Below are 24,763 nucleotides of genomic sequence, written 5' to 3'. Positions count from 1 at the left end.
CGGGCTTGCCGGACGACACTCTCCCGGGCCTGAACAGCGTCTTTTCTTTAGACGGAGACCTCGGTAGCTGCGCGAGCAACCTCCAGGAACCGCCGCGCGTTTTCCTCCGCCTTCCCGCCCGCGAAGATCGCTGACCCGGCCACCAGCATGTCCGCCCCGGCCCGCACTACAGAAGCGACCGTGTCGTCGGCCACCCCGCCGTCCACTTCGATCCGGAAATTCAACCCCATTTCATGGCGCAGCCGCCGCAAATGCGCAATCCGCTCCACCGACCGCGGCAGGAACTTCTGGCCGCCAAACCCGGGGTTAACACTCATCACCAGAACGTGATGCACCATCGGCAGCACCTCGACCAGGAAGTCCACCGGGGTCGCCGGATTGATCACCACCCCGGGCAGCACACCATGGTCGAGAATGTGCTGCAACGTCCGGTTCAGGTGCGGGCACGTCTCCCACTGCACGCTGATCATGTCCGCCCCCGCCTTGGCGAACTCCGGAATGAACTTGTCCGGGTCCTCGATCATCAGGTGGCAGTCGAGCGGCAGCTTCGTCACCTTGCGCACGGCCTCCACCACCGGCGGCCCAAACGTGATGTTCGGCACAAAGTGCCCATCCATCACATCCACATGACAGATGGTCCCGCCACCGCGCTCCGCCCGCGCGATCTCGTCGGCCAGATGACCAAAGTCCGCCGCCAGAATCGAAAATGCCAGTTCAACCAAAGCGCCGCTCCACCGTTCAGAATTGCCTCAAGTCTACCGCTTCGAAAGCATTCATCACTCTTCGGGGACATTCTCAGGCAGGACACCCTTCTTTCGCCTCGCACGTTTCGGCAATAGCGGCACAACTCGCTCCACACCCTCGCGCCCCGGATGCAGCACACGTGTCTTCATCTCCTTCGCCGCCTCGCGATCCACCGCTGCAGCCTCCCGCGGCGGCCCAAGCGCCTCTCTTGCTGCCGCATTCAGCAGCCGCCGCACCGGCCAAGCCCCATCCGGGTTAGGGAAGAGAATCGCCCCTGCCCGCTGCTTCTCCGGCCGGTAGTACCACCGCCGCAGCAGCGAGAGGTAATCGCAGCGCTCCTCGACCTGCGGCTCACCCGCCTCGCGCACCCGCTCCTCGAGCCGCGCAATCACACCGCGCGCCCGCTCCTCCGGATTCAACGCTGCGTGCGAGACCATCGCCTCCCCCGCTCCCTGACTCGCTGATTCGCTAACCTGCTGACTCGCTTCGTCCCGCGGTCCCCGGCGAGCTTGCTCGCTGGGCTGATCCAGCGGCACCGCCGCAATCATCAGCGGCTGCGCAAACAGCGAACTCCCCACAGCCGTCTGCTCTTTTACGGCGCGAACACCCAGCGTGGACAACCGCTCCGGCCCCACAATCCGCCCCTGCTCAAACGCAAACACACTCGCCGCTTCGCGCGCACTCTCTTCATCCGTCGGCGCCGCCGCCTGCACAATCAACGCCCGCAGCTTCATCAGCGGCTGCACAATTTCATCCGCAAGCGCCGTCGCGGCCTTCACCTTCTCCCACTGCTTGTGCGCGGCTGCCGCGCCCTCGAAGTCCATCGCCTCGCTGGCAGCCTCACGCTTCGCCGCCAACTCCGCCAGCATCGACTCTCCATTCGTTTCTAAAAAGCTGCGAACCCGCTCTGCCTCCGCCGCATACTCTTCGCGCGTGCACGCTCCCTTGCACGGCTCCATGCACATCTTCATCTCGCCGTACGCGCACCCCGGATGCTCAGGCGAAACCTCCAGGTCCTCCCAGCACCGCCGCAGCTTGAACAGGTCCAGCACCGCCTCGCAGTACCGCTCCGCTGCCGCCCGCGATGCAAACGGCCCATACGCCTCCGCCAAGGATCTCTTGTTCAACTTATTTGTCACATATACCCGCGGATGTTCGTTCGACATCGCCATCCGCAGCACAAACGGCGCATGCAGCCTCAGCCTTCGGCGCGCCTCCGCTGGCCCAAAGCTCGCCCGCGCCGCGCAGTACAACACCACCGTCGACTCAAACTCCGACCCCGTCCGCGTCCACTCGATCCAGCGCACGCGCTCGCGCAGGTTCAGCCGCTTCGACAACACCGGTCTTCCCGCCTCGTCCACGGCATCCGGTGAATCCAGCAATCGTCGCAGCCTTCGCCGTACGTCCGCCGCGCGCGTTAGATACGGCTGCGCCGCTTCATCATGCCCGCGCAGACAAACAACTCCCGGAGCTGCAGGAATCTCCCGCAGAATCTCCGTCGCACGCTCGGGCGCAAACTCTACGCGCCGCTCGAACTCAAAGCCCACACCCATTCTCACGGATTCTAGTCGCGCGACCTTGTCATCCGCCGCACATCAAACCATCTACTGTTGCGCCTGCTGATGCTGCCTTTTGGCCACGTGCTGGTCCGGCATGGCCTGCGCCTTCTCCACCAGGATCGACCACTCCTCGGGCACCGGCAACTCGCGATCCAGCTCTGGCCGGCCTTCGCTCTGCGTCACGCGCACGGCCACCGTCAGCTCGCTCTTCGTTTTGCCGCGAAAGATCCCGTGTGTCGGCGGAACATCCGCATAGTCGCGCCCAATCGCCGTGCGAATATGGCGGTCACCCGCAACCAGATCGTTCGTCGGATCGAACCCTACCCATCCCAGCTCCGGCAGAAACGCTTCCACCCACGCATGCGTCGCCGACGCCTCCGAGCGGTCATGCGCTCCTCCGCCATGAAACAGATATCCGCTCACATACCGGCACGGAATCCGCAATTCCGTCCGCAGCAGCGTCGTCATGATGTGCGCAAAATCCTGACACACCCCCGCCTTGCTGCGAAGTGCATGATCAATCGGCGAATCCGCGCGCGTCGTATTCGGCTTGTAACTGAAATGCTCATACAACTGCTTGTTCAGCGTATGCAACACGCTCAGCGGATCGTCCTTTCGCCGAACGTCCAGCTCCGCCGCGAGTTCCTTCAGCGCAGCCGTCGGCGTCGCAAACGTGCTCGGCAGCAGCATCTCCCAGAAGTCACCCTCCGCGACCAGCCGGTCCATCTCTTCCCATGCGCCCGCGCCTAGCGATTGTGGCAGCTCCACCTGCGCCTGCGTCTCCACCACCGACTCCGCCACAATCACCAGCTGCGCATGCTGCCCCGGAATATCGAAGTGATGCACATGATTCGCATGATGATCGCGATAGCTGAACACCCTGCATCGCGGCGTCACCGAGAGCTGAAACATCAGGCAGCGCTGGCTCTGGTCCGATCGCGGATGCATCCGCGTCTCCATGATGCTCTCGCTCACCTCGCTCTTATAGGTGAACTTCGTCAGGTGTCGCACAAAGTAGTTCATGCTGCGCTCGCAGTCTGCGGCGCACGCGGCCGCGGTTTCCAGAACGGAGCCACAAATAACCATCCAAGATGCAGCCGCACGCGATATTGATACATCCATGTCGGAATCAGAATCGCGGCAACCGTGGGCAGAATGAGTTGCGGATACGGCGTGATCACATGCGCCCACACCATCAACTGCCGCACCAGCCCCTGCGCGTACTCTCCCGCCATGTAAATCGCCAGCGACGCCTCACCGATCCAAGCAAACACTCGCGCAACCTTTGATTGTCCGAAGCTTCGCGCCAGCATCATCAGCATCAGGATCCCAATCGCACCGCCGATCAGCACGTAATTTTGATACGTCGTCCACGGCCGGTAGGTTGCGGCCAGCAGCGCAGCGAGCAATCCAACCGCGGCCAAAAGCCCAACCCACCTCGGAATCCCCTCCAGCCGCTCATACCCACGGCCCATCCACATACCGGCTGCGACAAACGGAAAGAACTGGACCGCCAGGTCGAACCAGTTCACGCCCGTGCGCGGCATAAAGTAGTACGCAACGAGCGCAACAGCCAGAATCGCCGGCCCCGGCAGCTTGCGCAGCGCCATGCCAAACATCTGGCACGCGAACAACGTCGGCAGAAACCAGATGCCGATGCCCCTCACCAAGCCCGGCAGGAAGTCCTTCCATGCAATCACGGGTTGCGCAGTGAAATGTGATAGTTGGTTTACCGCGGCTACGCCGATCGCCGACCACAGCACGTACGGATAGATCAACGTCCGCACACGTTCCATCGTGAACCGTCCCGGTCCTCGCTTCTGCACGCTCGCGAAGATGAAGATCCCCGATACAAAGAAGAACGCAGGCATATGAAACGCATAGATCGTGATATCCAGCCGCGTCCCTACATTCGACGCGCCCCACCACCCGCGATGTGTCATGCCCTGGTTCGTATGTCCCAGCGCTACCAGCGAGATCGCCATCCCGCGCACAGCGTCAATCAGCATCGACCGCGCTGCCGGCTTCCTCTTCTCTGAATAAACCTGATCTGAATGACTTAGATCCGCTGCCGCGCCGCTGCCCGCGTGCGACGCGTCTGTGTTTTCTCTTGTTTCAATCTTCGCCAAAGCGGCAGATACTCCAGCCCGTTCTTGCAGCGTGCTTCGCGCCTCATCGCCTCGAGTCGGCGAGGGCGGTTTGCACTGAATAGTCCACATAGATGCTGTACAGCATGCGGTGGAGCTGACTGCACTCGCCCTGGACACTTTGCAGGTAAGGTATCACACCGCGATCCAGAATCTCGTCCACCGAAACATACGCGAGCGTCGCCTGCATCCGCCCTGCAAGCCGTGTCAGCGGCTCCGCGCGCGCCCCTCCACTGCGCGACTGGATGCTGCGCAGCGCTTCCTGCATCGCCTCGACAGAAAACCGCAGCGAATGCGGAAACTCCGCATTCAGCAGAAGGAACTCTAGAATCCTCTCCGGCGTCAGGTCCGCCGTGTACGCCTTGCAGTACGCCTCGAACGCTGTGGCACTCCGCAGCAGCCCCATCCACTCCAGGTACTCGTTGCCCACCATCGCGCGCTCGCGCTTCGTCCATAAATCTTCGTGATACGCATTCAGCAGCAGCGCCGTCGCAGTCGCACGTTCCAGGTATCGCCCCACCTGGATGAAATACCATCCCTCACCATGCGTCATCGTCGAATCCGTCACGCCCTGGAACTGATGAACCGCTTCCAGCACCTGCTGTAGAAACCCCGAGGGCGCCTCGCTCGCAGCCTCCTTGGGTTGCTGCACCATGGCCTTAACCTCAGGCCGCGTCGCATCCAGATACAACGAGTTCAGCCGGTGCCACTGCTCCGTCGAAATCTGCTCGCGCACATGCCGCGCATTCTCCCGCGCAGAAAGGATGCACGACAGCACCGATGACTTGTACCCGGTATCGAACGTCAGCGTGCGTGCCAGCTCATACGGATTCCCATCCCACTTAACGCGCTTGGGCCTTCCCAGTGCCTGCAGCACGCGTATCCACCTGTGGTCCGAGCTCGTCGAGCTCTCATCCAGCATCAGGTTCAGGTTCACATCGACGAGCCGCGTCGTATGCTCGGCGCGCTCCAGGTACCGCGCCATCCAGTACAGCGAATCCGCAACACGGGAGAGCATAGGCCCCTTGTGCAACAAGTTCCTTACGACCGGAGTCCAGCCAGAACTCCGGTCGCGCTGAAATATTTCGTCTACTCTACACTCCACCCGATTCGTGCCCCAGAAATTTCTGAACTACGGCTCGCGCGGTGGAGCCTTCATCAGCTCCACAAACATCTTGTAGAACCGCGCCGTGTCCAGGTCCTCGTGCACGTGCACCAGTTGAAGCGGCCTGTCCTTCGGCCGGTTTTCCGCGGTCCACGTCAGCGTATCGCCATAGTTCGGTCCGTGCGTCACGTCAACATCCAGGTAGAACGTCTTGTCCTTCGTGATGATCGCCGGGTCCAGCCACGCTGCCGCCGCCAGCTCGTCCCACATGTAATAAAACTCGTCCGTATATCTCGCGATGTATTGCGCGGCCGGCGTGTTTGACTGCGCAATCTGCTTCAACATCTCCTTCGTAAACTGCGTCTTCACCGAGATGTCCACCGTTGTCAGATCGATGCGCGGCCACGGCGCGCGCAAAACGATGTGCGCCGCCTCGGGATCGAACCAGAAGTTGAACTCGTGTCGCGGATGCGTCGCGTACTCCGGATCATCTCCTTGCGGTGCCAGGCTTCCGCCCATAATCACAATCCCCTTTGTCATCTCCGCGAACTCCGGGTCGATCGATATCGCCAGCGCAACATTCGTCAGCGGTCCCGCGGCATAGATCGTCACCTCATGCGGATGCGCGTGCACCTGCCGAATTAAAAAGTGCGCCGCATCCTCATCCAGCGGCTTCGCGTGGGGTTCGCCCTCAGTCAGCGGCGGCACAACGAACGGCCCGTGATACGGCCGGTTGTTGGTCTTGTCCGAGACATCACCCCACGCGCCATACCAGTAAAAGCTTCCTGTCAGCCCCCGCTCACTCATCGACTCACTCTGCGTGCGCACCAGCGGGAACACCGCGCCCGGCACCACCGGAACATCCGTGCGATGAATCAGCTCCAGCATGCGCAGCGTATGCGCAACCTCCTCGGGCTCCCACGCGTTGCCGCTCACCATCGTGATGCCCAGCACTCTGCACTGCGGCGACTGCAGCAGCACCATCATGGACATCTGGTTCGACCCGCCCGGCCCGCTCCCATCCTGGTCGATGATCACCATCCGCGGCGAGCCCGCCGGCGCCTGGGCCCACATCGCGCCCGCGCCCATGAGCATCACAGCTGCCGCAATCCATCGCCTCACTCGCTCAGCACCCACGTATCCTTCGACCCCCCACCCTGCGAGCTGTTCACCACCAGCGAGCCCTGCCGCAGTGCCACCCGTGTCAAGCCACCCGGCACAATCGTCACCTTATCGCCGTACAGCACATAAGGCCGCAGGTCCACATGCCTCGGCTGCAACTCATCTCCAATCAAGCACGGCGCGCGCGAGAAGCTGATCGTCGGTTGCGCAATATAGTTCCGCGGATTCGCCCTGATCTTCTCCGCAAACGTTTCGCGCTCCTTCTGCGACGCGTGCGGCCCGATCAGCATCCCATACCCGCCCGACTCGCCCACAGCCTTCACCACCAGCTTGTCGAGGTTCGCCAGCACATGATCGCGCTCCTTATCGATATAACAAAGAAACGTCTTCACATTCGGGAGAATCTCATCCTCCTGCAGGTAGTAGCGAATGATGTCAGGCACGAACGCATAGATAGCCTTGTCATCGGCCACTCCCGTGCCGAACGCATTCGCCAGCGTCACGTTCCCCGCGCGATACGCATTGAACAGCCCCGCCACGCCCAATATCGAGTCCGCGCGCAACGCCAGCGGATCGATGAAGTCATCGTCCACGCGCCTGTAGATCACATCCACGCGCCGCAGCCCGCTCGTCGTCCGCATGTAGCACACGTTATCGTGCACCACCAGGTCGCGCCCTTCCACGAGCTCAATGCCCATTTGCCTCGCCAGGTACGCATGCTCGAAGTACGCCGAGTTGAACACACCCGGACTCAGCAGCACGATGTTCGGCTCCGCCCGTCCCTCCGGCGCCAGCGACCGCAGCGTCCCCAGCAGCACCTGTGTGTAGTTCTCAATCGGCCGCACGTTGTACTGCCGGAACAGCCGCGGAAAGATCCGCCTCATTACGCGCCGATTGGTCAGCATATAGCTGACACCGCTGGGCACGCGCAGGTTGTCCTCCAGCACCACAAAGTCGCCGTTCTGCAGCCTGATCAGATCCGTCCCGCAGATCGCCACATACACATTGCGTGGCACCTGCAGTCCGCTCATCTGCCTTCTGAACTGCGGGCACGAGTACACCAGCTCCCGCGGCACGACGCCGTCCTTAAGAATCCGCCCCTCGTTATAGATGTCCTTCAGAAAAAGGTTCAGCGCCGTAATTCGCTGCGTCAGTCCACGCTCCACGCGCTCCCACTCGGCTGCCGTGATGATCCGCGGCAGCAGATCATACGGAAAGATTCGCTCCGTGCCCTCTTCCTGTCCGTACACCGTAAACGTGATGCCTTGGTTCAGGAAGCTCAGGTCCGCCTCTTGCTTCCGCCGCTGAATCTCCGCTTGCGGCATGCTCTTCAACAGCTTCAGCAGCGGCTCGTAGTGGTCGTGCAGTTCGTCCGCCGCCGCAAACATCTCGTCGTACGCGCCGTCGAGCGAGTACTTCGCGAGCGCCATCCGCTCCACTGTGCTGATCGGGCCATCCGTCGCGAAGTTTTCCATGATCTCGCCGTCAGTATAGGGCACAAAAACACATTGGCCGGAGCGCAATCTGCCGCTCCGGCCCTCGCTGATGCCCGCGCGTTACTTCGCCTTCATCCCAATCACCATCTCCGTGCCGCCCACCAGGCTCACGTCGTCCTTCGCCGCCGTCATGATCGCCGACCGCTCGCCGCCCGCAACCGCCGAAAGCGCCACACCCGGAATCTTGCTGTCCACGAGCACCGGCGCTCCCGCCGCCGATCGCATCCCGCTCACGTGATTGTCCATATTGTCTGAGCCCCCACGGACCGCCGCCGTCGTATTCGCCTCCGCCGCCGACCCACGCATCCCGAGATCCTGATCACTCCGCTGCGCAAGCCGCTGGTTCTCTGACAGCGCAATCTCATACACGCTCGCCTCCACCGGAAACGCCGTGCCTTTCTTAGGCTCCATCTTGTCGAACACGATCGTCAGCGATGCGCTGTTCGCTCCCTTCTTGAACGCCGTCGCATCCACCACATGGCCTGTCAACAGCGATCCGCGCGGAATCGCCACGCCGTTGATCGTCGTCGGCTTCTCTGTCACCGCCGCGATCTCCTGGCCCACCTTCGCATCCCGCGAGCTTAGCCCCTTTTTCAGCGTGCAGTTCACCGCAATCTGTCCTTCAAACGCTCCACTCGGCTCCTGGGCCGCCAGCGTACAAAACGCGGCCACCATTGCGGCCGCAATACCCAGCTTCAATTTCATAAAAACTTCTCCCGAAAACGACCTGAAAATCACGCTGTAAAAGCCCGCACCCATCCTAGTGGGGGCCGCATCTGCGGTAAACTTAATAAGTTGCGTTCTTTTCGCGCCCCGGCCTCTGTGAACACGCCGCGCCTGAACCCATCGGACATCCGACTCACCCCTGAATCTTTTTATTTGAGGAAGCCCTTTTGAGCACCGCATCGCAGCCCATTCGCAATATCGCCATCATCGCCCACGTCGACCACGGCAAGACCACCCTCGTCGACGCCATGCTGCGCCAGTCGGGCACCTTCCGCGCCAATGAGGCCGTCGCCGAGCGCGTCATGGACTCCAACGACCTCGAAAAAGAGCGCGGCATCACCATCCTCGCCAAAAACACCGCGATCCACTACAAGAACACCAAGATCAACATCGTCGACACCCCCGGCCACGCTGACTTCGGCGGCGAGGTCGAGCGCGCCCTCAAGATGGTCGACGGCGTCGTCCTCCTCGTCGACGCCTCCGAAGGCCCGCTGCCGCAGACCCGTTACGTGCTCTCCAAGGCCCTCGAGGCCAAGCTCACGCCTATCCTCGTCATCAACAAGATCGACCGCCCCGACGCCCGCGCCCAGGAAGTGCTGAACGAGGTCTATGACCTCTTCATCGACCTCGACGCCGACGAGTCCATGCTCGAGTTCCCCGTCATCTACACCAACGGCAAAGCCGGCACCGCCACCATGGACCTCGCCACGCCCGGCACCGATCTCCAGCCGCTCTTCGAGCTCATCATCAACACCATCCCCGTCGCGCAAGGTGACCCGGACGGTCCGCTGCAGATCCTCGTCACCAATCTCGACTACTCCGACTACCTCGGCCGCCTTGCCATCGCGCGCGTCTTCAACGGCACGCTCAAGACCGGCCAGGAGGTCGCCGTCTCCAAGCGCGACCTCTCGCTCCAGAACGTCAAGATCACCAAGCTCTTCACCTTCGACGGCCTCAAGCGCGTCGACACCACCGAGACCACGCTTGGCGACATTGTTGCCATCGCCGGCGTCCCCGGCATCACCATCGGCGAGTCCTTCACCAACATCGAGAATCCCTCACCGCTCCCGCTCATCACCATCGACGAGCCGACCATCGCCATCCAGTTCTCGGTCAACAACTCGCCCTTCGCCGGACGCGAAGGCCAGTTCGTCACCAGCCGCAATCTCAAGGAGCGCCTCGAAAAAGAGCTCCTCACCAACGTGTCCATCCGCGTTGAAGACACCGGCTCGCCCGAGACCTTCAAGGTCCTCGGCCGTGGCGAGCTCCAGCTCTCCGTCCTCATCGAGATGATGCGCCGCGAAGGCTTCGAGCTCCTGGTCTCGCGCCCTGAGATCGTCACCCGCCGCATCGAAGGCCAGCTCATGGAGCCCAACGAGCTCCTCACCATCGACATTCCTGAAAACTTCGTCGGCACGGTCATCGAGCGCCTCGGGCCGCGCAAGGGCGAGATGGTGAAGATGTCCAACCACGGCTCCGGCCGCGTGCGCATGGAATTCAAAATCCCATCACGCGGGCTCATTGGTCTGCGCAGCGAAATGCTCACCGAAACGCGCGGCACCATCGTCATGAACTCCATCGCCGACGGCTACGTCCCCTACCAGGGCGAGATCCCGCAGCGTCCCACCGGCGCGCTCATCTCCGACCGCCCCGGCACCACCACCACCTACGCGCTCAACGGCCTTCAAGACCGCGGCGTGCTCTTCGTCCCCGACGGCGTCGAGGTCTACGAAGGCATGGTCATCGGCGAGCACTCCCGCGACAACGATCTCGACGTCAACGCCGTCCGCGAGAAGAAGCTCACCAACATGCGCGCCAGCTCCGCCGACGAAGCCCTCCGCCTAGTCCCTTACAAGCAGCTCACCCTCGAGCAATCTATCGAATTCATCGCCGACGATGAGCTCGTCGAGGTCACGCCGAAGTCGCTCCGCCTGCGCAAAAAAGTTCTCCAGGCCAACCGTCGCCCCCGCCGCAACCAGCCCGTCGAGTAGCCACCCTCGCGCTGGGAACGCCCATCTTCACATGCTTGGGGAAATCTCACGTTCTGGTAGGGCCCATCTTTAGACGGGCCGCAAGCGGGTCATTTACTTCTTTGGCTGGCGCGGCTTCGGCCGTGCCGCCAACAAATCACCCGATCGTCTTCAACAGTCGATATCGATCCAGGATAACTTCCGCGCGGATCGCCTCCACGTGCGCCGGATAACGAACACGCGCGAACGCAACCCAGGCGTCGCGGTAGTTCTCCCATGCCCGCTCCACCTTCGTCAGATCATCAGCGGTCACACGACTGTCCTCGGTCTCTTCTTTTGTCTGAGCTCGCAATCGCTTCAGCGTCTTCTCGTCTTCGCGACTCAATAACGCATCGGCTCTTCTAATTTGATCTGCAGAAAGCGCGGGCCACTTCCCACGCTCAAAGTGGACTACTTCCGTGTGAAAGAGATCTTCGAGGATCTCCTGCGAGAAGATCGTTCGTATGTTGTGAATCGATCCGCCCTGATATACCTCGGAGGCGTGCGCCACGATGTATGCGTTCTCAGCCGCAACCAGCTTTTCAAACGCCGCCCGCTGCTCAGGACTCATGGCAGATCTCAGTGAATCGTAATAACGGTGTCTTCGGTCATCCGCTATTTCGGCCGCATATCCACTGCAGAAATTTTCAGTGAACGTCGTCTCGGCGTAATCGCAGAACTCGAAAGGTCCATCCGTGGGAAGCGAGCCGTTGAGCTTCTGGATCTCCGGCAGCGCCAGCATCGCCATGCCTGCTTCGGATTCACACGCGAACCGCATCGCCAGCGGAATGTTGCGCTTGACTCCGGCGCCGTTGAAATAGATATCCGCGAGTATCAGCGACCCGCCGACAACCCATGCAGCGCCTTCGTTCGGGTTTTGTCCGAGGTCAGCCTTCTGCGCGAGACGCTCCTGCCATGCACATGCCCGCGCCGCGGAGTAATCGACCGGTCGACCGATGCCGCGATACGAGCGGTAGGAGGCACATCCCGGCGCTGCCTTGGGAACAGCAGCTTTCTCCGCTTCAGGCGGGAGCGGAACGGATGCGTAGGCGGAGCAATCCGCAGGCAGCGTGGTGGAGCCGGTCTGGCCCACAGCGTTGGTGGCTGCCCCATAGCCTGTAATAAGAATGGCAGCTGTGTAACTCAGTAATTGCTTGCGGAAATTGCGTTCGCGGTACATCAGTGCGAAAGTAGATGTTCCCTTCAGCGAGACTCCTCGCCCTTCTGTCGATCCGAAACACTCCCCAGTACCCAATCCATCACCGGATCGCTCCCCGCCTCAAAATCCGTCCAGCTCTCAGGGATGTCCTGATCAGGGCGGACCAGATTTTCTTCGCCATTCACGAATCGATAGAACCGCACGGAATAGCGGGCCACCCAGCGAGAGTTCGGCAGAACCATCTCCCGCGCCTCCTGATAACTGTTCGGCTTCTCTCCGATCGGCTGCCCCACCAGAATCGCCTTCGTCCGTTGGCGAAAGTGCTCTGCGTTCGCCATGGCCGCTGAAAACGTTCTCGGCCCGATCAGCACAAACAGATGCCCCGGCCGATTGATCTTGGACATACGCCGAATCGGGTTGACAACATACTTCAGCCCCAGGTCCCAATTTCCTCCGCCATTCAGCCGCACATCAACCACCAGATTCTCTGGATGATGCTGCTCCACAAGCTCCGTCAAAGCGCGCGAGGTATGCTCCAGATCTTTGTACGATCGAAAGTTGCAATAGCCCGTCCGCGACTCCCGCAGATACGTGCACCAGAATCCCTCATCCGAGCGCTGCAGGTAGAGAGCTGGATGAGCCACCGCGCTCAACCATCCCGGGTCAAGAATCTCCGTCGTCTCAGCGCCTCGCTCTTGGTTCGCTTCTCCCTGATACACCACGGTCACTTCATTTCCGCGATCCGTTCGCACGACATAGCGCACTCGATCCCGATCGCGCGTAATGCCCAATCCATGCAGCACCATGCCGTCGTTCAACAATGCAGTGGTGCGCACATCCCGTAGGCTTTGCGTCTCATCCGCGGGCGTCAGCGTCAGCAGAAGGTCCCGCGCGCGGTCCACCGGCATATCGTCAATGCTGATTAACCGCCCTCCCAGAGCTTCGCGGGCTCCCGGAACATCGCGCGTCGAGACCAGCCGGTAGTCCGCCCCGAACCGCTCAAAATGAACTGGAAATACCGGCGCGTCGGCAGGAACCCGGATATACGTGTGCCCGTCACCGATCGAATTCTCGATCTGATCCATGCCGACGAAAATCTGATCGCCGTCAAGATGATCCAGCGCGCCGTCCAACTGCTTTACTTCCTCGGCAAACTTCGCTTCAGAAAGGAAGTGGAAGGCATTCGCGTGCCGTTTCGGCAATTCCGTAGCGAGATACTTCAAATCCTCGTGCCACTGCTCGCTGCTTAACCGCGGCGCACTTGCCGTCTGCGCGCTCGATCCCAGCACTCCGAAGCCCGCACAAAAAACAAAGCAGAGCAGCCCCACCATCATCCCGGCTGCGCAACGCGACGACCTCAAAAAATTTTCGCAACTCGGCCCGGATCCCCATCTCATCGCACACTTATATACGTCGATTGTCCGGCAGAGTTCCAATAACCTGCTGCTCGCGCCCACGACCCGCCGCCTGAATTTGCGCATCACGCAGCAAACATCGTCCCAATTCCTCCTTCTACTCAACCCCACACCACAATCTCCCGTCTCACCCTCCATGTCGTTTTTTCGCCGTCGCCTTCCAACTCTCATTGCTCTTCTCGCGCTCACGCCCGCCACACTGGCCATCGCCGATCAAACCCCGGGCACTGAAACCATCGTGATGGTCCGCCACGCCGAAAAGCCAGCCGAAAAGGCTCGCGGCCAGCTGGACTGCCAGGGCCTCAATCGCGCGCTGGCGTTGCCCTCAATCCTCGCGCGTTACGGCAAGCCCTCCGCCATCTTTGCCGCCAACCCTACCAAGCCCACCGACAACGACAACTCGTTGCCCTCGGCCACCCACCACTCCTACGTCCGCCCCCTCGCCACCATCGAGCCCTACGCCATCTCGCTCGGCATGCCCGTCAACGCTGAGATCGCCGCCACCGACATCAAGGGCCTTGAGAAAGAGCTTCTCAAGCCCGAGTTCGCCAACACCCTCGTCGTTGTCGCCTGGGAGCACATCCAGGCCCGCCGTTTCGCCGAGGAAATGCTGAAATCCTTCGGCCAGAAAGACATCGTTCCTCGCTGGCTCAACTCCGACTACGAAACCATCTACATCTTCCGCATCACCACCGGCCCCGACAAAAAGCGCCTGCTCAACTTCTCTGTCGAACGCGAAGACCTCGCCAAGGATCTCTCCGACAAATGCCCGGTCATCGCCGCACCCAAGCCCAAAGAAACGCCACCCGCCGTGGTCCCACCCGGCCAGACCGCGCCTCCCTCACCAGATCAGCAACCCCAGCCCTGACCCCTCGCTCCATCCCGGCTTCATGTTCCAAACTGCAACGCAAACTCCGCACTGCACTCGTTTTTCAAACGAACGGGGGATGGAAAGGAGATCGTCCCTGCTGTAAGGTACTCGCCTGTAGCTCTTCAGCAAGAAGCGGAAAACGGGCCTTTAATGCAGCTTAGTGCGCACCACATAGTCCAATCTCTCGAACAGGGGGAGTTTGTCCCCTGTTTTCAGCCGCTCGTCGATCTCCGCTCCGGCGAGATTCATGGCTTCGAGATTTTGGCCCGTTGGCAGCATCCGACCCTCGGCCTCATCTCGCCGGGTGTCTTCATTCCTCTCATCGAGCAGTACCGGCTCGCCAACAATCTCACTGCCTCGCTGTTGATCTCCGCCTTCGCGGAGGTCCGCTCCCTGCCGCAGAATTTCGGCCTGTCCGTGAACGTCTCGCCGGCCCAGTTGCATGACCGATCACTACCCAAACTGATCGACATCATCGCCGAAGAAGCAGAGTTTGACCTCTCCCGCCTTACCGTCGAGCTCACGGAAAGCGCTCTCGTGGACGACCTCGAACTCGCCGGAAGCGTCGCCCGCCAGCTCAAGCAGCGCGGCATGCGGCTCGCCCTCGATGACTTCGGCACCGGCTACTCCAGCCTCCTGCACCTGCAATCGCTTCCGTTTGACGAGCTCAAGGTCGACGCCAGCTTCGTACGCTCCATCACCGAGACACGCCAGAGCCGCAAGATTACAGCCGCCGTCATCGGTCTCGGCCTGAGTCTCGGCCTCACCACCGTCGCCGAAGGCATCGAGCATCAGAGCCAGGCCAACCTCCTTGCTTGGCAGGGCTGCAGCCTCGGCCAGGGGTTCCTCTACGGAAAGGCAGTTCCGGCCGCAGAACTCCTTGGTATCCTCGCCCGTCCCGAGCCATTCCCCGGCGTCAACACCGAGGCCCCGCCCGCGATCAGCTCCCGCTTTTTGTCTGTCGACGCGCAGCCCACCGAACGCTTCTCCCAGCTTCGCGCGATCTACGACGGCGCGCCCGTCGGCCTGGGATTCGTGAACACCCAGCTCCGCTACGTCAATCTCAACCAGCGTCTTGCGCAGTCCAATAACAAGCCTATCGAGTCTCACCTCGGCCGCAAGGTTTCTGAGGTTCTCAGCCCTGAGCTCTACGCCCAGGTCGAGCCCTTTCTTCATCGCGCTCTCCAGGGCGAATCGCTCAGAAATATCGAGTTCAGCTCCACGCCCATCGCAGGAGAGCCCGCCCGCACCCTGATGGTCTGCTACGAGCCAGTGCGCGATGAGGCCGGAGAGATCCTCGGCGTCTGCATCTCCGTAGCCGATATCAGCGCCCTCAAGCAGAAGGAACAGGCCCTCCGCGAGAGCGAAGACCACTATCGCCACACCGTCGAGCTCAACCCGCAGATTCCCTGGGTCGCGGATCCCGACGGGAACGTCATCTCCATCAGCTCCCGCTGGCACGCCCTTACCGGCAAGCCCGCCGAAAACCGCGACTGGCTCGAGTGCGTCCATCCCGAGGACCGCCCTCTTGCCGTCGCCGCCGTGCAGCACTGCCTTCGCACCGGAGATCCGTTGGATATCGAGTACCGTGTCCAGTCCGAAGGTCGCTGGCTCTGGATGCGCGGGCGCGGCTACCCCCGCCGTGACGAAAACGGTCGCATCATTCGCTGGTACGGAAGCGCCGAAAACATCGACGAGCACAAACGCGCAGTCGATGAGCTTCGCTGCGGCGAGGCTCGCTTGCGCGCCCTCTTCCAGGCCGCGCCCGTCGGCATCGTTCTCGTCGAATCATCCACCGGCCGCGTCCTGCGCGCCAATCCGCACGCCGAGCAACTCGTCGGATTCCGCTTCACCCCGGACATGGTCTGGTCACACCAGGGATGGCACCTCTTCGACTCCAACGGCAACCATATTCCGGAAGCAAGCATGCCCCTGACGTCCGCCATGCGTACCGGCAGGACCACCAGGAGCGAGGAGATTCTCCTGCGCGACCCGGACGGCCGCAGGAGATGGCTCAACATCACCGCCGCGCCCGTGCGCCTCGAGAACGGAACGCAGTGGGGCGCCGTAATGATCGTCCAGGACATCGAGGCGGACGTCCGGCGCGATGAACAGAGACTTCTGGAGCTGACTGGTTTGTCCCGTGGTATCAGCAATGATGGCCGAGCCTCAGCCATTGCGTCCGCCTGATTCATCCCACGCCATCGCCGCACGATGCTATGCTGTCGCAACTCGGTCGATGGCACGCATCGATCGCAGGAGTGAGCCATGCACACGCGGAGCTTTTCCTGGCTGGCCGTCCCTGTCGCCGGCCTATGCCTCGTTCTCCCTGCCGCCTCCCAGACCTCTACGAATTCCTCTCAGCCGGCCGCCGCGTCCATGGCCCCACCGGCCATGCAAGTCCCTCCCGATCGCAAGGCATGGAGAGCCACGACCTCCATCGCTGACACCGACGAGCACCTCAAGGCTCTCCAGGCGTTTCTCCACGACTTTCCTGACAGCAAGCTCGATCCCTTCGCCCGCAAGATGATCCTCAAGCTGTTGCTCGCTCAGGAGCCGCAAAACAAACGCGAGATTCATCAAGCCGCAAAGGCCATCATCGACACCGCCGAGCCGAACGCTCGCGCCGACGAGGAAAACTCTGTTGCCTTCGATCTCGCCGAAGCCGCGCCCAACGGCGCCGATCTCAAGTCCGCTGAGTCCTGGTCCAAAGATGCCGTCGATAAGACCACGATCGCCGCCGTCGTCGCGCAGACGAAAGAGAGCCTCGCCAAATTCAAAGGACCGATGCCGTCCGCGGACGCTCTTCAGAAGATCGCCGGCAGCACCCGCGCCGCCTATCTCCAGACCCTCGCCGACGTCTACTTTCACGAAGGCAAGCTCGACAAAGCCTCCATGGTCCTCGACGAGGCCCAGCACCTCGAACCGCTCGAAGGAGACATTTTCCTCACCCGCGGCCAGATCGCGCACGCCCGCCACAACGACACCGAGGCCATCCAGGACCTCGAGCTCGCCGAGCTCTACGGAGGCATCAACGCCTCCGGCAACGCCCTTCTGGTCGAGCTCTACGCCGCGCAGCACCCGAACGATCCCTCCGGCCTCGATGCGGAGCTCGACAAGCGTTACCGCAGCCTCGAGCAGCCGTTCACACCTTCGCCGCACACTGCCGCCGCCTCAGGCCGCACCGTCTTCGTCGAGCTCTACACCGGCTCCGGCTGCGAACCCTGCGTTGCCGCCGACCTCGGCATGGACGGCATCCTCGAGTCCTATCCGCGCACCGAAGTGGTCGCCCTTTCCTTCGACCAGCACATCCCGCAACCCGACCCGCTCGCCAACGCCGATACCGCAGCGCGCGGCGAGTACATCCATCTGGGCGGCACGCCGCACGTCCTCGTCGATGGCCAGTCCGCCCCCGTATTGGGCGGCGACCGATCCCGCGCAAAAGGCGCCTTCGAAGCCCTCAGCAAGGCCATCGACACCGACCTCTCCACACCATCCGGCGTCACCCTCGAGCTCACCGCCAGCCTCACGCCTGTAAACACCATCGCCGCCAGCGCACAGGTCCACGTCACCGACCCCGCCGCGCTCGGCAAGGCCCTCACCGCGAAGCATGAAGAACCGTCTGCGCTCGCCGCAGCGGACAAGAGCGCGGATAAAAAAGAGGAAGCGGCCAAACCCGCCCCTGTGCCCGAACCTCCGAACCTGGTGCTCAACTTCGCCCTCGTCCAGAAAGACGTGCGCTACAGCGGCGAAAACGGCATCCGCTTCCACTCCATGGTCGTCCGCGCGCTCGCCAAGCCTTCCACTGACGCCTTCCCCATCGCCTCAACCGGTGGGTCCAATGCCTCCTTTACCTTCGATCCGGCCGCCGTCAGCGACACCCTCAGCAAATACCTCGCCGAGTATCAGAAGCACAACGCCAGCTTCGGCCCCGTACACTTCCTCATGACCGATACCACGCTTCCTCCGGCGGATCTCGCCGTGGCCGCCTGGGTCGAGGACACCAAATCCCACCGCGTCGTCGCCGCCGCGTTCGTTCCACTCCAGCAGCACACCACGCAGACAGCCACCCGATGAACCCATCTTCGTTTCGTTCCGCTCTGTTCCTCTTCGCCGCCACCCTCGTCGCTTCGGTGGCGCTCGCCGCTCCGCCGACCCCTGCCCACTGGGCCGTCCAGGGACCAAAATCGCCCGCCGCTCCGGGAGCCTCGTTCACCCTGACCCTCACCGCGCACATCGACCCCGGCTGGCACATCTATGCCCTCGAAGAACCCGAGGGTGGTCCCATCGCCACCCAGATTGGCCTCGCCGAGGGCGACCCCCTGACTTTGCTCGACGTCGCCGAGCCTGAGCCGCGCATGGTCCCCGATCCCGTCCTTCGCCAGCCCACCGGCATGTTCCAGAACGCCGCCGACTTCACCGTCAAAGTTCGTGCCCCGCGCTCGCTGCCCTCTGGCGCCAGCAGCCGTATCCTCGTCCGCTACCAATCCTGCAACGACCAGATCTGCCTTCCACCCCACACAGAGACCATCACGCTTCCGCTGCACGGAATCGTCCGCTAGGTCCTGAGCACTATTTACCACACCCCTGTGTCTGTCTGGACACAAGGTCCAAGCCTAAATTCCCTGTTTTGAAGACTTTGCGCAAAAAACAGGGGGGAGGGGGCCTCAACTCCCCGCAACCGTCATTCCCTCGACCCGCACCGTCGGCACCGCGCCGGATCCGCGAAATTCCAGGTCATTCCCGATCGCGCTCACGTTCCGGAACATCTCCTTCAGGTTCCCCGCGATCGTGACCTCCTCGACCGCGTGCGTCAGCTCCCCATCCTCGATCCATAGCCCGACCGCGCCCTGCGAGTAGTCTCCCGTCACCAGGTTCACCCCGAACCCCATCGTGCCCAGCACGAACAGCCCCCGTTGCACGTCCCGGACAATCTCCTCCGGCGTCAGCTCTCCCGGCTCCAGGAAGTAGTTCCCCCCGCCAATCCCCGGTGCCCCCGCCAGCCCCCGCGCCGCCTTCCCATTCGATTTCATGTTCAGCTTGCGCGCGGTGTAGGTGTTCAGCAGCAGTTCCTTCAGCACGCCGCGCTCGACAACCACTGTCCTCCGAGTCGGCAATCCATCCCCATCGAATGGCGACGTCCCAAATCCACCCACCCGCAAGCTCGTCCCATTCGGCAGCACATGGTCGAACACCATCGTCCCGTCATCCACGATCGTGATGTTCTCCCCCGCCACCTGCTCACCCAGCTTCCCCGCAAACATCGACGCATTGCGGTAAATCGAATCGCCATCGGCTGCGTGCAGCAGGTTCGCCATCAGCCCGCGCGAGACCTCCGGAGGAAACACCACCGGAACCTGGCAGGTCGGGACGCGCCGCGCCCCGAGCTTGCGCAGCGCACGTTGCGCCGCAATCCGCCCAATCTCTTCCGGGTCTTCCAGCAGCCGCGGCGTGCGTGCGCTCGAGTACCAGTGCCCCGTTTGCATTCCGCCCTCATCCTGCGCAATCGGCGTCGTTGAGAAACCGCAGTAGCTGCGCCGATATTCTCCCGAAAATCCCCGCGAGTTCACCATCACCCGTCGCGACGTGCTCAGGTCGAATCCCGCCCCGCGGCTGTTCTGGATCCGCGTATCCATGCCCAGCGCCGCCGCCTCGCAGCGCTTCGCAATCTCAATCCGCTCCTCGGGCGCAACGCTGTCGATGTCGTCGAAGTACAGCGCCAGATCCTCCACTGCAAGCGAGCCAAACGCCTCGCGCTCCGGCAGTCCGGCAAACGGATCGGCGCCCGTCACCTTCGCCAGCTCGATCGCGCCACTCACCAGCCGCCGCAGTCCGTCCTCACTCAGGTCCGACGTTGAGGTGCTCGCCGTGCGCTGCCCGCCGTCAGCCTCAAAGAACACCCTCAGGCCCATCGCCCGCGAGCCCGACTCCGTCAGCTCGTCCACCTCACCCATGCGCACGTGGACGGAGAACTCGTCACCCTCAAACGCGACGGCTTCGGCGTCCGCGGCTCCTGACTTAAGTGCCTGCTCGACGATTACTTCGGCGAGGAACTTAAGTTTTCGCTCACCTGCATCTGATTCCGTATGCTGAGGATTGTGTCTTTGAGGTCCCATTCCCGTTCATTGTCTCAGGGCTCGCGGCATGCACGCACTGGCAACCTTCGCGCCAGGAAAATCCGCGCGGCATGTGCCCTCGGCGCGGGCGCCGTGCTTTGCGCTGTCCTTGCAGGTTGCGCGGTCGTCACCAACACTGCTGCCGGCGCACCCTCATCCAGCGGTCCTCAAACTCCTGTCGCCCCGAAATATGCGACGGTCACCAACTTCGGCGCGTCCATCACATGCGGCTACTATGCAACGCCGCAGGGAGCCTCGGGAAACATCTACTCGACTCTTGGATATGCCGGGGTCTTTGACAGCTCGCTCTCCGGCACCACGGCGCAGAATCTTTGCCGCGCGGGAGATATGGCCGCGGATACCGCACGCGCCTGGGTGATGCCGAATGCTGTTCCGGCCCTGGGGCGGAGGCAACTCTACACGCTGATGGTGGGTACCAACGATCTGCTGCAGTGCGGAGGACAGACCGGTTGTCTGCCGAACTTCATCAATGCGATGACTGCAATGCTTTCATGGCTCGCTCTCCCGGCAAACGATAAGGTGCTCGGATCATCGCTGAATGTCTCGTCGGCATGGACCCCCGACCTGAACATCGGAGTCGCCACAAACACGGCGGGCGCTTCGCTCAGCTTTCCCGTCCAGCAGACCGTCGACGGCCGCACGCTGTACATCGCTTATCGCGTCTTCGACGCAGGCAAGGTGAATGGCGGAACAGCGACGGTACAAGTGGATGGAAAAACCGTCGCGACGCTTTCGACAATCGCGAATGCCGGACGTTTTATCAGCACCCCCAATGGAACGTCCGACACAATCTGGGCTGTTGGAATCCCCCTGGGAGCTGTGGGTGCGCACACGGTCACGATCACGAACGGATCCAGCGGCGGGTTCTTTTCCTTTCAGTGGGCCGGTGTTTCGAGTGGTCAATATGCCTCCACCACAGGTGCACCTCGCGTGATGGTGGCGCTGCTGCCGCAGTCAACCGCTCCGTATTTCAATACCGTTGAAGTGACTCACAACAACGCGCTCAATCAGCTGGCTACCGCGCTCGCCGCTGACGGAATGTGGGTAACCGTTGTCCACTGCGATTCCGTTCTGAACATCACAACGGACTTGGTCGACACCGTGCATCCCAACACCGCTGGCCACGCGAAACTGGCCGCCGCCTTCGAAGGCGTGCTCTAGCTTTTCGTTCCACCGACCGTCATGCGATCCAGCTTGACGGTAGGCATACCCACGCCAACGGGCACACTCTGACCGTTCTTGCCGCACGTGCCGATGCCTTCATCGAGCGCGAGATCGTTGCCGACCATCGACACATATTTCAGCGACTCCGGCCCGTTGCCGATCAGCGTTGCGCCCTTCACCGGTGCTGTGACCTTGCCGTCTTCGATCAGGTAGGCTTCACTCGCTGAGAAGACAAACTTGCCGGTGGTGATGTCGACTTGTCCGCCCCCGAAGTTCACCGCGTACAAGCCGCGCTTGACGCTGCGGATGATGTCAGCGGGTTCGTCGTCTCCCGCCAGCATGTAGGTGTTGGTCATGCGCGGCATCGGGATCGTCTGGTAGCTCTCGCGGCGCCCGCTGCCTGTGTTGGGCATGTTCATCAGCTTTGCGCTGAGCTTGTCGCTGAGATAGCCACGCAGGATGCCGTTTTCGATCAGCACGGTCTCCTGCGTCGGATTGCCTTCATCATCGACGTTCAGCGATCCACGCCGTCCGGGCATGGTGCCGTTATCGACGACGGTCACCTTGCTCGACGCGACCTGTTGGCCAATCAGCCCAGCGAACGCGCTCGTCTTCTTGCGATTGAAATCGGCTTCGAGGCCATGCCCGACAGCCTCATGCAGCAGCACGCCCGGCCATCCCGGGCCAAGCACAACTTCCATCTCGCCCGCCGGTGCAGCCACCGCGCCAAGCTGCAACACAGCAGTGCGCGCAGCTTCGGTTGCAAAGTGCTCCGGGCCCTTCGCACCCGCAAAGAAATCAAGCGTCACGCGTCCGCCGCCGCCGCTCGATCCACGCGCCGTGTTGTGTTCATCCTTGGCGATGACTGCGACGTTCAGCCTCGCGAGCGGCTGCGTGTCCGAGGCGAAGGTCCCATCCGACGCGACGACAAGAATCCTGCGCAGCTCGTCACTCATTCCAGCGCGCACCTGCACGATGCGGGGATCGAAGGCTCGCGCTGCGCGATCTGCTCGGGCGATCAGATCCAGCTTCGCGCTGATCTCCGCTTCGGAGGAGCCCGCGATGGGATAGAGCTGTGGCGTACGCGTCTCCTGAAAGCCCGCCACGCGCGTTGTTTGCGGCCCGCTTGCGATCAGCGCTGCGGTGCGTGCGGCTTTCAGCAGGCGTTCCGCGCTGAGGTCGTCCGTGTAGGCAAAGCCCGTGCGCTCTCCGCTGAGAACACGCACGCCGCAGCCGACGCTGACGCCTTGCGCCGCGGTCTTCACGATGCCCTCGTCCATGGCGAGCGATGTGGATGTAACGGCTTCGAAGTACAGATCTGCGAAGTCGCCGCCGGCGCTCAGGGCTTCGCTCAGAGCGCGCTCCATCAGGCGCTCTGTCAGACCCAGCGTTTCTAAGAAGTAGCGTTTGTGATCATAGGGCTGCGCGAGGGAAGTGAAGTCTGCCACGATGGTTCGATTCTATGCGGAGTCGTGAGGATTCACCGGCCGTGCGACGGATCGGCGGAGTCGGCGGCATCCATATCGAGAAAAACCCCGGGCGATCCCGGCGCATAGCAGTTGCGATCGTCGGCATAGGTTGCGCCGCAGCTTTGTGTAATCTCCGGCCGGCGCGGCGACTGCGAGTACTGCCACACGGTGAGATCCAGGTCCGGCGCTGCACTGAGGGGTTTAGCCTGGAGCGTACATCCCGGTGACGGCGGGCACTGGTCGAGCGCATCGAAGATCGCGACGTCATGAAGTCCGCTCTTCTTTACGCGCGCGCGAATGTCCTGGACGGTGTCAATCCACACTCCGGGAGAATCCTGGACATGCTGGCCGCTGGCGTAAACGCCGGGACGGTAGTCCGAGCCGGCGACGGCCTCGGTCCACGCGAGCAGATAGGCGGCCTGCTCATCGAGCAAACGGCCACCCTCCTCCTGGTCGAGAAAGAGGATCGCTTGCGGTGGAAATCCCTCGCGCTTGGCTGCTGCAACTGCGTCGGCGGCATCGCTCTTGCCCAGCGCGGCCGGCGGCGTGCCGCTCTTCTGACCCTCCAGAATCTCGGCGTCGAGCTTCCCGTTCGCGAGCACGAGAAAGCCCCATCCCTGCGAACGCAGGAGCGTACGCTTGCCGACCCATGTGTTGGTTTCTTCACCGGGCGGATTGGTGAGCCAATATCCCGTGAAGCTGAAGGTCTTGTGCATCGACAGCATGGCGTCATCGCCCGGATAGTCGTTGCGGTCGAACCCCAGGAAAGGGCCGCCGCGTGGGGGCGCTGGATTCGGGCTGCTCGCTGGAGATGACGATTGCGTTGCTGCGGGCTGAGCGCTTTCAGCTTTCACCGGCGCATTCGAGTGCGCGCGCAAACATCCGCAAAGCATCGCCGCACTCGCAACTAAAAGTCCAAGGCCGACCTTCCGCATCGTTTCGCTCCTTCCCGCTTCCGTGCCATACCCAGAGTGCTCACACCATTTAAGATACAGGTCTAAGAACTGGAGGCTGAGCCATGCCCGACACGAATGAACTCTCACAGACGAACGACCCGCGCTATCCCGTCGGGCGGTTTGCGCCTCCTGAGACAATCACGGAAGAGGACCGGCGCTACGCGATTTTGACGATCTCCGAGATGCCGGAGCAATTGCGCGAAGCCGTGCGCTCGCTGAGCGAACACCAGCTCGACACGCCGTATCGTGAAGGTGGATGGACGGTGCGGCAGGTGGTGCATCATCTCGCGGATTCGCATATGGCGTCGCTTCATCGCCTGTGCCGCGCGCTGACAGAGGACCAGCCGACAGTGCAGGGATATCACGAGGCTGCCTTTGCCGAGCTGCCCGACCACAAGATGCCGATCCAGTGGTCGCTCGATCTTCTGGAGGGCGTGCACGCGCGCTGGGTCACGCTGCTGAATTCAATGGACGAGGCGCAGTGGAAGCGCACGTGGAATCACAGCGAGCGTGGTGTGCAGCGCCTTGATGTGGTGACGATGCTGTATGCGTGGCATTGCCGCCATCACGTCGCGCATATTACGCATCTGCGTGCACAACAAGGGTGGTAGAGCCTCGAGGCTGAGGCCGGTGATACGCTCTCACGCATGCCGTCACATCGGGCCCCTTCCGCAGAAGTCTCAG

Annotated in this window: 20 protein-coding genes; 7 read left to right on the top strand and 13 right to left on the bottom strand. The window is 62.2% G+C overall.

Annotated features, from left to right (window positions below):
- Positions 1–47: 47 nt before the first annotated feature.
- From rpe to VGU25_01800, 8 genes are all read right to left on the bottom strand, one after another.
- On the bottom strand, positions 48–722 hold the full coding sequence (rpe, locus tag VGU25_01835; GenBank protein HEV2575926.1) for a ribulose-phosphate 3-epimerase: 675 nt from the start codon (positions 720–722) through the stop codon (positions 48–50).
- Between the two features lie 54 nt (positions 723–776).
- Positions 777–2,297, bottom strand: coding sequence for an excinuclease ABC subunit C (locus VGU25_01830; GenBank protein ID HEV2575925.1), 1,521 nt, complete (start codon positions 2,295–2,297; stop codon positions 777–779).
- A 51-nt stretch (positions 2,298–2,348) separates the two neighbouring features.
- A complete protein-coding gene (locus VGU25_01825) occupies positions 2,349–3,326 on the bottom strand; it encodes a transglutaminase family protein (GenBank protein HEV2575924.1) in 978 nt (325 codons plus the stop codon).
- Positions 3,323–4,312 (bottom strand): acyltransferase family protein, encoded by a 990-nt coding sequence (locus tag VGU25_01820; protein ID HEV2575923.1) that lies wholly within the window; start codon positions 4,310–4,312, stop codon positions 3,323–3,325. The genes VGU25_01825 and VGU25_01820 overlap by 4 nt, the downstream gene beginning before the upstream one ends.
- A gap of 163 nt (positions 4,313–4,475) precedes the next feature.
- Positions 4,476–5,468: an alpha-E domain-containing protein gene (locus VGU25_01815; GenBank protein HEV2575922.1), complete on the bottom strand. Its 993-nt coding sequence runs from the start codon at positions 5,466–5,468 to the stop codon at positions 4,476–4,478.
- A 114-nt stretch (positions 5,469–5,582) separates the two neighbouring features.
- The gene (locus VGU25_01810; GenBank protein ID HEV2575921.1) at positions 5,583–6,692 is read right to left on the bottom strand and encodes a nucleoside hydrolase; all 1,110 of its coding nucleotides are present in this window, start codon (positions 6,690–6,692) and stop codon (positions 5,583–5,585) included.
- Positions 6,674–8,152, bottom strand: a complete 1,479-nt coding sequence (locus VGU25_01805) for a circularly permuted type 2 ATP-grasp protein (GenBank protein ID HEV2575920.1) — start codon at positions 8,150–8,152, stop codon at positions 6,674–6,676. The genes VGU25_01810 and VGU25_01805 overlap by 19 nt, the downstream gene beginning before the upstream one ends.
- Before the next feature lie 81 nt (positions 8,153–8,233).
- Complete coding sequence (locus VGU25_01800) at positions 8,234–8,878, bottom strand: hypothetical protein (GenBank protein ID HEV2575919.1); 645 nt, start codon at positions 8,876–8,878, stop codon at positions 8,234–8,236.
- A gap of 188 nt (positions 8,879–9,066) precedes the next feature.
- Between VGU25_01800 and typA the strand changes: the two genes are divergently transcribed.
- Positions 9,067–10,890 carry a translational GTPase TypA gene (gene typA / locus VGU25_01795; protein HEV2575918.1) on the top strand — a complete coding sequence of 608 codons (1,824 nt, stop codon included), beginning with the start codon at positions 9,067–9,069 and terminating at the stop codon, positions 10,888–10,890.
- Positions 10,891–11,026: 136 nt separating this feature from the next.
- Here typA and VGU25_01790 read toward each other — a convergent pair whose 3' ends face one another.
- On the bottom strand, positions 11,027–12,088 hold the full coding sequence (locus VGU25_01790) for a lysozyme inhibitor LprI family protein (protein ID HEV2575917.1): 1,062 nt from the start codon (positions 12,086–12,088) through the stop codon (positions 11,027–11,029).
- 23 nt (positions 12,089–12,111) lie between these two features.
- A complete protein-coding gene (locus VGU25_01785) occupies positions 12,112–13,401 on the bottom strand; it encodes a hypothetical protein (protein ID HEV2575916.1) in 1,290 nt (429 codons plus the stop codon).
- A gap of 217 nt (positions 13,402–13,618) precedes the next feature.
- Between VGU25_01785 and VGU25_01780 the strand changes: the two genes are divergently transcribed.
- The 4 genes from VGU25_01780 to VGU25_01765 all read left to right on the top strand — a co-directional run bounded on the left by VGU25_01780 (position 13,619) and on the right by VGU25_01765 (position 18,915).
- Positions 13,619–14,350: a hypothetical protein gene (locus VGU25_01780; protein ID HEV2575915.1), complete on the top strand. Its 732-nt coding sequence runs from the start codon at positions 13,619–13,621 to the stop codon at positions 14,348–14,350.
- Positions 14,351–14,503: 153 nt separating this feature from the next.
- The gene (locus VGU25_01775) at positions 14,504–16,543 is read left to right on the top strand and encodes an EAL domain-containing protein (protein HEV2575914.1); all 2,040 of its coding nucleotides are present in this window, start codon (positions 14,504–14,506) and stop codon (positions 16,541–16,543) included.
- A gap of 78 nt (positions 16,544–16,621) precedes the next feature.
- Positions 16,622–18,430: a hypothetical protein gene (locus VGU25_01770; protein ID HEV2575913.1), complete on the top strand. Its 1,809-nt coding sequence runs from the start codon at positions 16,622–16,624 to the stop codon at positions 18,428–18,430.
- Positions 18,427–18,915, top strand: a complete 489-nt coding sequence (locus tag VGU25_01765; GenBank protein HEV2575912.1) for a protein-disulfide reductase DsbD domain-containing protein — start codon at positions 18,427–18,429, stop codon at positions 18,913–18,915. The genes VGU25_01770 and VGU25_01765 overlap by 4 nt, the downstream gene beginning before the upstream one ends.
- 105 nt (positions 18,916–19,020) lie before the next feature.
- Here VGU25_01765 and VGU25_01760 read toward each other — a convergent pair whose 3' ends face one another.
- The gene (locus VGU25_01760; GenBank protein ID HEV2575911.1) at positions 19,021–20,469 is read right to left on the bottom strand and encodes a TldD/PmbA family protein; all 1,449 of its coding nucleotides are present in this window, start codon (positions 20,467–20,469) and stop codon (positions 19,021–19,023) included.
- Here VGU25_01760 and VGU25_01755 point away from each other — a divergent pair.
- Positions 20,458–21,651 (top strand): hypothetical protein, encoded by a 1,194-nt coding sequence (locus tag VGU25_01755; GenBank protein HEV2575910.1) that lies wholly within the window; start codon positions 20,458–20,460, stop codon positions 21,649–21,651. The two genes, VGU25_01760 and VGU25_01755, sit on opposite strands and share 12 nt — an antisense overlap.
- Here VGU25_01755 and tldD read toward each other — a convergent pair.
- The gene (gene tldD / locus VGU25_01750; protein HEV2575909.1) at positions 21,648–23,021 is read right to left on the bottom strand and encodes a metalloprotease TldD; all 1,374 of its coding nucleotides are present in this window, start codon (positions 23,019–23,021) and stop codon (positions 21,648–21,650) included. The genes VGU25_01755 and tldD overlap by 4 nt on opposite strands.
- Positions 23,022–23,134: 113 nt before the next feature.
- Positions 23,135–24,058, bottom strand: a complete 924-nt coding sequence (locus VGU25_01745) for a glycoside hydrolase domain-containing protein (GenBank protein ID HEV2575908.1) — start codon at positions 24,056–24,058, stop codon at positions 23,135–23,137.
- A gap of 83 nt (positions 24,059–24,141) precedes the next feature.
- Between VGU25_01745 and VGU25_01740 the strand changes: the two genes are divergently transcribed.
- A complete protein-coding gene (locus VGU25_01740; protein HEV2575907.1) occupies positions 24,142–24,690 on the top strand; it encodes a putative metal-dependent hydrolase in 549 nt (182 codons plus the stop codon).
- The last annotated feature ends 73 nt before the right edge of the window (positions 24,691–24,763 follow it).

The organism is Acidobacteriaceae bacterium, from assembly GCA_035944135.1.
Lineage (GTDB): Bacteria > Acidobacteriota > Terriglobia > Terriglobales > Acidobacteriaceae > Granulicella.
Note: the sequence above shows the minus strand (reverse complement) of the source record. Positions and strands in the feature narration are given on the sequence as shown.